Source organism: Microlunatus phosphovorus NM-1 (assembly GCF_000270245.1).
Classification (GTDB): domain Bacteria; phylum Actinomycetota; class Actinomycetes; order Propionibacteriales; family Propionibacteriaceae; genus Microlunatus; species Microlunatus phosphovorus.
Map to the genome: position 1 here is coordinate 2,052,151 of NC_015635.1, position 12,431 is coordinate 2,064,581.

Here is a 12,431-nt window from a genome sequence, read left to right on the forward strand (position 1 = left end):
TCCTCACTCGCGACGAAAGACATGTCGCTCGCTCGTCGCTCCAGACAGAGCCGTCGCTCCGCCTCACGGCCGCTCGCGACGGGGTCGTCGACTCGCTGTTCGGCTGCGCTCCCAAGACTCTGTCTTCACTCCTCACTCGCGACGAAAGACATGTCGCTCGCTCGTCGCTCCAGACAGAGCCGTCGCTCCGCCTCACGGCCGCTCGCGACGGGGTCGTCGACTCGCTGTTCGGCTGCGCTCCCAAGACTCTGTCTTCACTCCTCACTCGCGACGAAAGACATGTCGCTCGCTCGTCGCTCCAGACAGAGCCGTCGCTCCGCCTCACGGCCGCTCGCGACGGGGTCGCACCCCTCGATCGAGGGGAATTCGCCGGAAAGCTGGGTAGGCACGGCGGCCGGGGGTAGGACTGTAGGTATGAATGCCGTCTTGTCCGCGGCGGAGGCGCGGCGTCAGAGGGCCGAACTGCTGCACCAGATCTCGACTGCCAGCAGCGTGACCGAGGTGTTCGCTGTCGCATCCCGCCGGCTGCACGAGCTGGTGCCGCACGATGCCGCAGCCTGGGTCACGACCGACCCGGCGACCGGCTTCCCCAGCGCACCCAGCCTGCTCGACGACTTCTCCGGACCGATGGACGTGTGCACCGCGCACTGGCATCGGGAATGGATGGAACCTGACGTCAACCTGTTCCGCAGGTTGGCCCGAGCGGAGCGTCCAGCGGGCGCGCTGCTGGCCACCGCAGTCGATCCCGAGCGCAGCCCGCGCTTCCGTGGGTTCATGCAACCACTCGGGTTCGCCGACGACCTGCGTGCGGTGTTCCGGGTCGGCGAGACTCCGTGGGCGGTGACCACGCTCTGGCGGCGGGAGGGACAGCCCGCCTTCAGCGCCACCGAGGCCGGGCTGGTCGCGGACCTGTCCGCGCCGCTGGGTGACGCGGTACGCCGCCTCGTACGTGAGGACCTGGTGCGCAGGGACCTCGAGCGTGAGGGCCTCGGGGTGAACGTCACCGCGGGTGGGGAGCGGCCCGGTCTGTTCCTGTTCGACGCTCGCGGTCGGCTGGTGTCGGTCAACGAACACGCGGCCGCCTGGCTGGACGAGTTGCCTCGGCAGGAGCTGGTGCCGACTCAGTTCGGGCTGCAGTTGCCGCTCTGGCTGCTGGTCACCGCGGTCCGGGCCCGCGATTCGCTGGCGGCGGGCGGTGATGGGCTGGCGCAAACCCGGGTCCGATCCCGCGCAGGTCGCTGGCTGGTCGGCCACGCGGCGGCTACTCGCGACGCGGCGGGGGAGCCGGCTGGCGCGGCGGTCACCATCGAACCGGCCAGCCCGGCCCTCGTGGCGCCGATCGCGGTCGAGGCGTACGGTCTGACCGCCCGCGAACGGGAGATCACCCGGCAGATCGCTCGCGGCGCCGGGACGGACGAGATCGCGACCAGCCTGTTCCTGTCGCCCCACACGGTGCGCGACCACGTGAAGTCGATCCTGAACAAGGTGGGCGTGTCGAGCCGCGGCGAGGTGGTCGCGGCCCTGTACACCGAGCAGTTCGAGCCGGCTCACTTCGCCGGCTTCGACGGCACTCACACCGGCTGATCGGCAACTCGGTCCGCAGCGACGACGGACCGGATGGCACGACCGTCAGTCTGCGCGGCGACAGGGGCGACGGGATCGAGCGGCTCCCTGCCGCGAATGAGGTCTGCGGCCTTCTCCGCGATCATGACGACCGGTGCGTGGGTGTTGCCGCGGGTGATCGTCGGCAGCACCGACGCGTCGACGACCCGGAGCCGGTCGACGCCATGCACGCGGAGCGCGGGATCGACGACACCTGCGGCACCGGCGCCCATCGCGCAGGTGCCGACCGGGTGATAGAGGGTCTGGATCCACCGCCGCGCCCAGGCGTCGTACTCGGCCGGGCCGAGGTCGTCGCGATCGCGGAGGTACGGCCGTTCGAGGAGCCGGGCCAGCTCGGGGCCGGAGCACAGCTCGACGAGCCGCTGATAGCCGGCACGCAACACGGCGCGGTCCGCCGGCTCGCTGTCCAGCGCCAGCTCGATCGCCGGTGGCATGGCCGGATCGGCGCCCCGCAGCCGCAGAGTGCCACGTCCTCTCGGGGTGAGCAGACTCAGCAGGACGGTGAACGCGGCGGGCGCAGCAGCGTCGACCCCGTCGTGGAACGGCAGCGGCGCGGCGTGCAGCTGGATGTCCGGCGCAGCGGCGCCGGTGGTGGAGAAGAACCCGCCCGCCTCGCCGATGTTGGACGACGCCGGGCCGGTCCCGCGCTCGGCCCACTCGGCCTGGGCCGCCGGATCGCTGGCCTGATGGCGCAGATCTTCGGAGTCCTTGATGGTCCAGATCACCGGCAGCGTGGGGTGATCCTGCAGGTTCGCCCCGACTCCAGGTAGGTCGACCAGCACCGGGAGCCCGTGGGTGTGCAGATGCTCCGCCGGCCCGATCCCGGAGCGGAGCAACAGGTGCGGTGAGGAGATCGTGCCGGCGCTGACGATCACCTCGGCGTCGGCGAGGGCGACACGGGTATCGGCCGGCGCGCCGGCTGCCTCTCGGTAGCGCACGCCTCGCGCGCGTCCACTCGCGACCAGGACCTGCTCGGCCAAGGCGCCGGTGTGCACGGTCAGGTTCCGTCGGCCGATGGCCGGTTGCAGATAGGCGTCGGCCGCCGACCAGCGTCGCCGGCGGCGGGTGGTGGTCTGGTAGAAGCCGGCGCCGAGCTGGTCGGCACCGTTGAAGTCGTCGGAGTCGGGCAGCCCGGTCCGGACCGCCGAGTCGACCCAGGCCGCCGTCAGCTCGTGCCGAAACACGGGATCCTCGACGTGCAGCGGACCCTCGGTGCCGTGGAAGGGTCGACCGAGTCGGTGGTTGGTCTCGGTCCGGACGAAGTACGGCAGCACGTCCCGGTAGCTCCACCCTTCGGCGCCGTTGGCCTGCCAGTCGTCATAGTCGGCCGCGTTCCCGCGGATGTAGATCATGGCGTTCAGCGCGGACGAGCCGCCGAGCAGCTTGCCGCGGGGGACGTAGATCGGCGGCCGGTCGGAGCGGTGGTCGAGCAGCGCGGAGAAGGCCCAGTCCATCGATCCGCCGAACAGGGTCGGGAAGGCCGCCGGCACGGTGATCGCCGGGTCGCCGCCAGCACCGCCCGCCTCCAGCAGCAGCACGGTGGTTGCCGGATCCTCGGTGAGTCGGTTGGCGAGCACGCAGCCGGCGCTTCCCGCTCCGATGATGATGTAGTCGTATGTCGAAGTCGTCATGACTGTCCTCGGTGGTCGTTTGATCACCAGAGTCGCCCCCGCTCTCCGGCGGCCCCATCCCTCAGATGAGGGGCTGTCAGCCGCAGCCTCGGTCAGCAGAATGGGGCTATGTCCGCACGTACCGAGCTCCCCATCCGCGAGATCCGGGTGTCAGACCAGCAGGCAGGCCCGTACGCGATCACCGCCGGTCCCGACGACGCACTGTGGCTCACTCTGGCCCACAGCGGGAGTATCGGTCGGCTCGCCCTCGACGAGTCGTGGACCGAGTTCCAGCTCGACCCGCCGACCTGCGCCCCGATGATCATCACCACCGGTCCCGACGGGGCGATGTGGTACACCCGGTCGGGCGATCACCGGATCGGGCGGATCGGCCTCGACGGGCAGTCCGAGACGTTCCCCATCCCGACCGCGGACGCCGCGCCGTTCGGCATCACGACCGGACCCGACGACGCACTGTGGTTGACCGAGCTGGGCAGCGACCGGATCGGCCGCATCAGCCCCGAGGGCCAGCTGAGCGAGTTCGTCCTCCCGGTCACCGGCGGTGTCCCGTCGGCGATCACTGCCGGACCGGACGGCGCCCTGTGGTTCACTCTCAACCAGGCCAACGCCATCGGGCGGATCGCCCTCGACGGGACCATCGCGGTGTATCCGATCCCGACCGCCGCGTCGGGTCCGGTCGGCATCACCAGCGACGGCGAAGCCCTGTGGTTCGTCGAGATCGCGGCCGGCCAGCTCGGCCGCCTGACACCGGCGGGGGAGTTCACCGAGTACGCGCTCCCGGACCGGTCAGCCAAACCGCACGCCATCGTGGCGACCGGGGTCGGCGACTGCTGGTTCACCGAGTGGGCCGGCAACGCGGTCGGGCATCTCAGCGTGCCCGAAACCATCACCGAGCGCGGTGCCGTCACCGAACCCGAACCCGAAACCGTCACCGAGCACAGGCTGCCCTCGGCGGCTTCCGAACCTCACGGGATCTGTCGAGGTCCTGACGGCGCCCTATGGGTGGCTCTCGAGACCGGGGGAGTGGCGAGACTGGACGGATCGAGACTCGATCGGCGCAGGTGAGGTCAGCGACAGCTGGAATGCCCAGAGATCCACCAGGGGGATCGGGTGGTGATCGAGGTCGGGAGCGCGGAGGAAGCCCAGGTCTCGATACAGACCGTGCGCCGCAGTCATCTGAGGCAAGGACGACAGCAGCACCGTCCGCATCCCCTCGGCTCGGGCACGACTGATGCAGGCCAGCACCAACGCTCGAGCCGCCCCGCGTCGGCGGAGGGCAGGTGGCACCGCCAGCATCCGGAACTCGGCCTCGTCGGGACTATGGGCGATCTCCCGGTACGGAGAGCCAGGTGGGCACCAGGTCACGGTGCCGAGCAGAGCATCGTGGTCATCGACCGCAACCCAGACCTCGGCCTGCGCGTCGCGGGTAGCCGTGTCGCGCAGCACCGGTGCGTAGTGGTCTGCCGACCCGTCCGCTCCTCGGAGGAGTCCGTCGGCACGGTAGGCCACCACGGTCAGCTCGCCGACCGCCTCGTATTCCTCAGGCTCGACCCTGCGGACCGATACCCGCCGGGCCCGACCGCCGTCGTTGCCGACCTCGTCAACCGTCACCATCTCGTCCTCAGCTCCCTGGAAACCCAGTCGTGACACCGCACTGCTGCGGTGCCTGAGTCCATCGTCGCCTCTGGACCCGCGCGTCCCTACCCCTCGTTTGGGGGACCGTGACAAACCCGCGGTTCAACCGATGACAACCAGGCGACACGCCGGGTTGAACAGTTTGAGCCGCGGGGCTGTCACCAGACGCGGGCAACGATCGTCGACGCTCCGCCTTGGCGGCCGTCGCGGAGGCGCGGGGGCTCCGGCGCGGCCAAGTCGTCCTTGCCTGGCTGACCGGCAACCGGCCCTCGCTGACCCCGATCGTCGGAGTGAGCACCGTCGAGCAGGTCGACCAGGCCTGGGCCGGCGTCACCACACGGCTCACCGAACACGAGATGGCTGTTCTGAACGCGCCGTAGTGGCTGTCGCGTCCGGCAGCGGTGACGCAGAACGCCGCGACCATGCAGCGCCCAACGGAAAGGTTCCGCCCCATGAACGTCCAGTCCACCACGATCTCTCTCACCGTCGCCGACGTCGCCTCGTCTGCCGCCTTCTTCCAGGGCCACCTGGGCTATCGGCAGCAGATGGCGGCCGAAGGCTTCGTCTCGCTGGCCCGCGACGGCACCGGGGTCGACGTCGTCCTCCTCCAGCAAGGCAGCGAGGCGTTGCCCGAAGGCCAGCGCGATCAACTGGCCTCCGGGCTGATCATTGCCTACACCGTCACAGATCTCGACACCGAACTGAGTCGGCTGAACGACGAGGACGTGCCGATCACCCTGCCGCTCCAGGAAGAGGAGTGGGGTGAGCGGCTCTTCCAGGTCACCGATCCCAGCGGAGTCGTTATCCAGTTCGTCGAGTGGAGTCAAGGCAGCGGCCCGCCGGCCTGACGCGACTCCAACTGTGAGTGGCTGGTCTGGTTCAGCGGCGGCGCCGATCGGTCGACGCTGGCCGCCTTAAGCTGACATCCGTCGTACGAAAGGCACGCCGGGTGAAGCGGATCCATGTGGTAGGCGCAGTGATCACGAAAGACGGGCAGGTTCTGTGCGCTCAGCGTGGACCTGCCGGGAGTCTTGCCGGTCTGTGGGAGTTTCCCGGTGGGAAGATCGAACACGGTGAGACGCCGAGGGCCGCGCTGGAGCGGGAGATCGCCGAAGAACTGCGCTGTGATGTCGAAGTGGGTGAGTCGGTCACCACGACCACTTACGAGTACGACTTCGGCATCGTCACTCTGACCACCTTCTCCTGCCGCCTGATTGGTGGCACGCCCGAGCTGACCGAGCACGCCGCCATCAGGTGGCTGCCGCCGGGCGAACTGGACACGATCGACTGGGCGCCGGCCGACGTACCCGCCGTGGTACGGATCCAGGAGTTGTCCAGAGCCAAGGAACTCGGCTCGTGACCGACGCCATGGACGTGAGCTACCAACTGGCCTTGGATGTCCGGTTCGGCTACCTGGAAGAGACCGAAGTCGCCGGCCCTCGCCATTTCAACCCGAAGCTCGTCCTCAACCGGGACGACCGCACCGTGCAGCATGCCTTGATCGAGGAGTTGGATCGCTGCGACTCGTTCACCTTCTCGGTTGCGTTCGTCTCGGCTGCGGCCATTGCACAGCTCAAGCAGCATCTGGTCGACTTCCAGGGCACCGGCTGTCTCATCACGTCGGACTTCCTCGGGTTCAACCGGCCGGAGGCGTTCGCGGAACTCCTCAACCTGCAACGACACCTGGGCTTCGATGTCCGCCGTCATACCGCCAAGGGATTTCATCCCAAGGGTTACGTGTTCGAGGGCGAGCACGGCGTGACGGCCGTGGTCGGCAGTTCAAACCTCACGAGCGCTGCCCTGGCCGACAACCACGAATGGAATCTCAAGGTGTCGGCTGCGACCGGCAGCGACCTGGCCGGCCAGTTCGAAGATCTTCTGACCGAGCAGATCGCCGATTCGGAGCCGCTCACTCAGGAATGGATCGATGCATACGCGGCGATCTACGTCGCACCGGCGCCGGCCCTCAGATCCAAGCCGGAGCTCGACGATCGCGGCGCGGTGGTCATCAAGCCCAACTCGATGCAGCAGGACGCCCTGCTCAGCCTCGACTTCGTGCGGGCGGAAGGCGCGCGGCGAGCCATCATCATCTCGGCCACCGGCACGGGCAAGACGATCCTGTCGGCGCTGGACGTTCGCGCGGTCAACCCGCGGCGACTGCTCTTCGTCGTTCACCGCGAGCAGATCCTGGATCGCACGATCGAGGAATATCACCGCGTCCTCGGCGGGTCGCGTCGCGACTACGGCAAGCTCACCGGTGCGCTGAAGCAGCCCGACCGACGGTATGTGTTCGCGACCATCCAGACCTTGTCGCAGTCCGGTGTCTTGACCGGGTTCGCGCCCGACACGTTCGACTACGTGATCATCGACGAAGCGCACCGTGCCGGCGCCGCCGGCTACCAGCGAGTCATCGCTCACCTCCAGCCGGACTTTCTGCTTGGCATGACCGCGACGCCCGAACGGATGGACGGCTTCAACGTCTTCGAGCTGTTCGACCACAACGTCCCGTACGAGATCCGGCTCAGCCATGCTCTCGAGGCGGAGATACTCTGCCCCTTCCACTACTACGGGATTGCCGATGTCACCTATGCCGACGGCCGCACCGTGGCCGACGGCACCGACCTGCGGCTGCTCGTGTCACCGGAGCGGGTGGCTCATCTGGTGCGGGCACTCGGCCTGTACGGCCAAGCCGGTGTGGCGCCGCGTGGGCTGATCTTCTGCAGCCGCAAGGAGGAGGCGAAAGCGCTCTCGGACGCGCTCAACCAGCACACGCTTCGAGGGCAGCAGCTCCGTACTGTGGCGTTGACCGGTGACGACCCGGTCGCGGTGCGGGAGCAGCGGGTCGCGGAGCTCGAGTCAGGAGCGCTCGACTACATCCTCACGGTCGACATCTTCAACGAGGGCGTCGACATCCCCACCGTCAATCAAGTGATCATGCTGCGGCAGACCCAGTCGGCGATCATCTTCGTGCAGCAGCTCGGCCGCGGGCTACGTCAAGCGGCCGGCAAGGAGTATCTCGTCGTCATCGATTTCATCGGCAACTACAGCAACAACTACCTGATCCCGATCGCACTGTTCGGCGACGACTCGCTCAACCGGGAGAGCCTGCGCGAGAAGCTGAACGAGACGGTCGAGGGCGGCTCGCTGCCTGGTCTGTCGAGTGTCAGCTTCGACGAAATCGCACGTGGTCGCATTCTGAACTCGATCACCGCGACCAAACTGGACAGCCTGCCGAACTTGAAAACCGCGCTCTTGGCAATGCAGCGCAGGGTCGGCCGAGTGCCCGCCCTGTGGGACTTCCATCGGTTCGAGTCCGTAGATCCGGTCGTGCTGGCGACGAAGACACAGCACTATCCCGCACTCGTGCAGCAGTTGCTCAAGGTCGACGCCGGGCTGTCGGTGGACGAGTCCAAGATGCTCGCGCTGCTGTCTCACGAGGTGCTTCCAAGCAAGCGGCTTCATGAGTTCGTCCTGCTGGAACTGCTGTTGGACTCGTCGGTGGTCTCGGCGGACCAGCTCAGGGAGGCATTCGCGGCGGCCGGACTGCCTGCCGGAGAGGCTCAGGTGAGGAGTGCGATCGACTCGGTCGGCCTGCGCGGCTATCCGCAGGCGAATCTGACGAAGTACCTTCCGGTTGCCAGCGAGCATGACGGGGAGGTCCAGTTCACCGAGTCGTTCTTGGCGTCGTACGCCTCCTCGGAGACATTTCGATCCGCGGTCGATGACGTTCTCCAGACCGGCAGCCGGCTGACCCGTCAGCGTTTTCGGGCCGATATGCCCTTCACGCCTGGCATGCAGTATTCACGGCGCGACGCAGCCCACTTGCTCGGTTGGCCGAGGTCCAACGAGGCGACAATCTTCGGCTACAAGATCGATGTGGCGGCAGGGGTTGCCGCCATCTTCGTGACATTGACGAAGTCGACCGGCGTGGCGGCGAGCACGGCGTACGAAGATCAGCTTCTCGACCTGTCGTCCATGCGCTGGTTCTCCAAGAGCAATCGCACGCTGCAGAGCAAGGACGTACGTGCTCTCCTGAGCCATCCACTGGACCTGCACGTATTCGTCAAGCAGAGCGACGCCGACGGCAGCGACCACTACTACTTGGGCCGTGCGACTCCGCACGACCCCGTCGAGACCACCATGCCGGTCGGAGGCGGCAAGGTGCTGCCTGTTGTCACGATGACGCTCCGATTCCGCGAACCAATCAAGCAGGGTCTCTTCGACTACTTCCATCCCATGGGCTGAAGTATTTGGTGCGGGTCTGCAGCACCGAGGTCCCTGGAAAGAGCAGTTCACTGATCGTGTCCCGGATCTGACCGATGCCGAGCTCGTCCCGGCTCTCCTGCTGAGCGAACAGCGCGATCATCTCGCGTACTCGTCGCTGCTCGTCGGCTGACGTGTCCAGCCACGCGATCGTCGACGCCACGGCACCTCCTTGGCCAGCATCCGAATGTCCCCCCGTGGCCTGCTTCTGGACGAAGGGTATCGATTAACTGCCGGTGACAGAGAAAAGGTTCCGGGCTGGAAGGATGGGTTCCCGAGCTCGAGCCGGCGTGGTTGCTGCGGGGGTCGGTCTCGATCTCCGTGCATCTTTGGGAAGCGGTCGACGATGATCAAGAAGCTGGACGAGAGTGTCTTCGACGCGCTGCTGGAGGCGGACGTCGAGGACGATGCCGTCGACATGGTGCTGGCGGCGCTGGCGGGTGAGGCCGCGCTGGACGCGGTGCTGGCAGGAGAAGCAGCCCCGCCGCGACCTGATGCGAAGACCGCGCGAGTCGCTCCGCACGGTGCCTTCTTGAGCCGGCTGACGGTACGCGGGTTCCGCGGGATCGGGAGGCCTACCGTCGTGAACCTGCCGCCCGGTCCGGGGCTGACCGTGATCGCTGGACGGAACGGTTCGGGCAAGTCGAGTCTGAGCGAGGCGTTGGAGTGCGCGCTGACCGGCACCACCAACCGCTGGGACCGAGAGCTCGGCCACGCCGAGTTCCGGACCGGTTGGCGGAATCTGCACCAGGGCGACCCGTGTGAGATCACCGTGACGTTGCACCACGAGGGAGAGGGTTCCGCAACGGTTCGAGTCGCATGGCCGTCCCACGCGCTGAACCCGAAGGACGCGAGCCGGACCTATCAAGTCGCAGGACAGCCGCGGGAGGCCACCGATCTCGGCTGGACAGCAGCAGTGCAGAGCTTCCGGCCGATGCTCTCCTACGAAGACCTCGGCCTGCTGTTGACGGCCAAACCGAGCGAGTTGCACGACTCGATCGCCCGGGCGCTGGACCTTGATGCGCTCACCAGCGCGGTCGGGCTGCTCCGTGACCGGGCCGCGCCACTCAAGCTGCCGTTGAAGCAAGCGGGCCAGGACCGCAGAGCACTGCGGTCGGAGCTTGCGGACGTTGATGACGATCGGGCCCGGGCAGCCCAGCGACTGCTCGGCCGTGCCAGCCCTGATCTTGCCGCACTCGAGCAACTGGCTACCGGGCCGACCGTGGCGAGCGGGCCGTTGCAGACCTGCCAGCGGATACTCGCGGTTGAGATCGCCACGCTCGAAACAGTCGAGAGCGTCGCTCGAGAGCTCGATGTCGCGCGCGAAGAGCTGGCGGGAGTCGGGGAGCAGCGGTCCAGGGCAGCCGCGCTGCGCGACCAGCTGCTCCTCGAGGCGATCGACTATCACCAGGCAGCCGGTGACACGGAGTGCCCGGTCTGTGGCACTGGGTCGCTGGACGGTGACTGGCGCCGGCGTACGGAGGCGGCACTGGCCGAGAACGATCTGCTTCTCGATGCTCGGGGGGAGGCGGAGCGGCGTCATCGAAAGGCGGCAGAGGCCGTGCGGCAGCTGATCGGTGCGGCGCCCACGATCCTCGGGCAGACCGACGTTTCGTTGTCGAGCCAGCACAGGGTGATTGAAGCCTGGGGTGCCTGGGACGCCATGTCTGCCAACTCCTCCTCCGACACACCCGCCGAGGCCCAAGACCAGATCCTGGCGCGGTACCAAGCGCTGGCTGAGGGGTTGGCGGCCTGGCAGAAGGAGGCGCAATCACTGGCAGCCGCTCTGACAGAACGATGGTCGCCGTACGCGCTACGCATCGCTCAGCTGGTGGCTGACTTCACGTCGGCGCTGGCGCAGAACGAGCAGGCAGCCACCCTCGATGCGGCGCGGGTCGCGGCCGATGAGGTCGCGCAACGGTTGCGTACCGATCGGGTCAACCCGATCGTGGACCGGACGAAACAGATCTGGCAGCAGTTGCGACAAGAGAGCAACGTCAGACTCGAGGAGATCGAGCTGACGGGCCGCGGCAACCGCCGTACGGTCGACATCAAAGCCGTGGTCGACGACGCCGCCGGGAGCAGCGCGCTGTCTGTGATGAGCCAAGGTGAGCTCAACTCGCTGGCGTTGGCCTTGTACCTGCCGCGCGCTACTTCCGAGGACAGCCCGTTCCGGTTCCTGGTGCTGGACGACCCCGTCCAGGCCATGGACCCGACCAAAGTGGACGGACTTGCCGCCGTGCTCGCCGACCTGGCGGAGACACGTCAGGTCGTCGTGTTCTCCCACGACGACCGATTTGCGCAAGCAGCCCGTCGCTTGCCCAGCCCGCCGACCATCTTGAGCGTACGGCGGGGTCGCCAGTCGGAGGTGATCGTTCAGGCCGAGCTTCGACCCGTGGAACGGCACCTGAAGGACGCCCACGCGGTGCTCCAGGAACCGAACCTGGAGGAGACCATCCAGCGCAGGGTGATTCCGGGCATCCTGCGTCAGGCGATCGAGGCGGCCGCCTGGCGGCGGTATGTCGACGAACGGCTGGCCGCTGGCGATCGACTCGATGACCTCGAGCGAGCTTGGGAGGATGCCCAGCGGACCCGAGCGAGACTGGAGTTGCTGCTCGGGCCCCGCCTGGATGGCTGGCTGAGACGAGACGAGCGTCGACCCAGGGCGTTGGTCGTCTGCAACAAGGGCACTCATCAGCCGATGACCGGCGACTTGGGTGAGGCGTACGAAGACGCCAAAGCGGTCAGTCTTGCGCTCGAGAACAAGCACCGATGACCGCAGCTGCCACAGCCTCGGAGCTGCTCGCCTCGGCCGAGGAGATCTGTGCGGGACGTCTGCAGGTGCCTGGCCTCAGTCAGGCGCGGGCTGCATGTCTGCTCACCCGGCAGGCCCTGGAGCAGACCGTCGACGAACTGCTGGCCGACCGAGGGATGGGCTGTCCTCGCGTGAATATGCGAGTACGACTGATCTGCTTGGCGGAGGCGTACCCGGACGTCGATGGACTCGCTCGGCGTGCTGACACTGCCTGGCACCGGCTTTCTGCGGCTTGCCATCACCACGCCTACGAGCTCAGCCCGACGGTCGCTGAGGCGACCTCGCTGATCTGCGAGGTGCGGTGGCTTGGCACCAGGTCGACGGTCAGTGCTGGTGGCCGCTGCAGCCGTGATCGGTGGCGGGATCCTGGCGGTGGTCGAAGCATCTCTTCGTCCGGTGATGGAAACAGGGGGTAGCCAGCATCAGTGACTGAGCTCTAGATTGCGAAAGCCCGTGCCCGTCCC

Annotated in this window: 11 protein-coding genes; 8 read left to right on the top strand and 3 right to left on the bottom strand. The window is 67.5% G+C overall.

The window, feature by feature from the left end; all coding sequences use genetic code 11:
* The first annotated feature begins 414 nt into the window (after positions 1 to 414).
* Positions 415 to 1,584, top strand: coding sequence for a helix-turn-helix domain-containing protein (locus MLP_RS09295; protein ID WP_013862806.1), 1,170 nt, complete (start codon positions 415 to 417; stop codon positions 1,582 to 1,584).
* Here the strand turns inward: MLP_RS09295 and MLP_RS09300 are convergent.
* Positions 1,572 to 3,254 carry a GMC family oxidoreductase gene (locus MLP_RS09300; RefSeq protein ID WP_013862807.1) on the bottom strand — a complete coding sequence of 561 codons (1,683 nt, stop codon included), beginning with the start codon at positions 3,252 to 3,254 and terminating at the stop codon, positions 1,572 to 1,574. The genes MLP_RS09295 and MLP_RS09300 overlap by 13 nt on opposite strands.
* Before the next feature lie 108 nt (positions 3,255 to 3,362).
* Between MLP_RS09300 and MLP_RS09305 the strand changes: the two genes are divergently transcribed.
* Positions 3,363 to 4,319: a Vgb family protein gene (locus MLP_RS09305; RefSeq protein WP_013862808.1), complete on the top strand. Its 957-nt coding sequence runs from the start codon at positions 3,363 to 3,365 to the stop codon at positions 4,317 to 4,319.
* On the opposite strand, the gene MLP_RS09310 is transcribed toward MLP_RS09305, so the two are convergent.
* Positions 4,251 to 4,865: a GNAT family N-acetyltransferase gene (locus MLP_RS09310; RefSeq protein ID WP_231851441.1), complete on the bottom strand. Its 615-nt coding sequence runs from the start codon at positions 4,863 to 4,865 to the stop codon at positions 4,251 to 4,253. The genes MLP_RS09305 and MLP_RS09310 overlap by 69 nt on opposite strands.
* Before the next feature lie 218 nt (positions 4,866 to 5,083).
* Between MLP_RS09310 and MLP_RS09315 the strand changes: the two genes are divergently transcribed.
* The 4 genes from MLP_RS09315 to MLP_RS09330 all read left to right on the top strand — a co-directional run bounded on the left by MLP_RS09315 (position 5,084) and on the right by MLP_RS09330 (position 9,134).
* A complete protein-coding gene (locus MLP_RS09315) occupies positions 5,084 to 5,269 on the top strand; it encodes an aldo/keto reductase (protein ID WP_013862810.1) in 186 nt (61 codons plus the stop codon).
* A 72-nt stretch (positions 5,270 to 5,341) separates the two neighbouring features.
* Positions 5,342 to 5,737, top strand: coding sequence for a VOC family protein (locus MLP_RS09320; protein ID WP_013862811.1), 396 nt, complete (start codon positions 5,342 to 5,344; stop codon positions 5,735 to 5,737).
* A gap of 101 nt (positions 5,738 to 5,838) precedes the next feature.
* Complete coding sequence (locus MLP_RS09325; RefSeq protein ID WP_013862812.1) at positions 5,839 to 6,249, top strand: (deoxy)nucleoside triphosphate pyrophosphohydrolase; 411 nt, start codon at positions 5,839 to 5,841, stop codon at positions 6,247 to 6,249.
* Positions 6,246 to 9,134 (top strand): DUF3427 domain-containing protein, encoded by a 2,889-nt coding sequence (locus MLP_RS09330; RefSeq protein ID WP_013862813.1) that lies wholly within the window; start codon positions 6,246 to 6,248, stop codon positions 9,132 to 9,134. Before MLP_RS09325 ends, MLP_RS09330 begins: the two co-directional genes overlap by 4 nt.
* On the opposite strand, the gene MLP_RS09335 is transcribed toward MLP_RS09330, so the two are convergent.
* A complete protein-coding gene (locus MLP_RS09335) occupies positions 9,094 to 9,315 on the bottom strand; it encodes a DUF6361 family protein (protein ID WP_013862814.1) in 222 nt (73 codons plus the stop codon). The genes MLP_RS09330 and MLP_RS09335 overlap by 41 nt on opposite strands.
* Before the next feature lie 183 nt (positions 9,316 to 9,498).
* Here MLP_RS09335 and MLP_RS09340 point away from each other — a divergent pair, with 183 nt between their 5' ends.
* The gene (locus MLP_RS09340) at positions 9,499 to 11,928 is read left to right on the top strand and encodes an AAA family ATPase (protein ID WP_013862815.1); all 2,430 of its coding nucleotides are present in this window, start codon (positions 9,499 to 9,501) and stop codon (positions 11,926 to 11,928) included.
* A complete protein-coding gene (locus tag MLP_RS28545) occupies positions 11,925 to 12,383 on the top strand; it encodes a hypothetical protein (RefSeq protein WP_013862816.1) in 459 nt (152 codons plus the stop codon). Before MLP_RS09340 ends, MLP_RS28545 begins: the two co-directional genes overlap by 4 nt.
* The last annotated feature ends 48 nt before the right edge of the window (positions 12,384 to 12,431 follow it).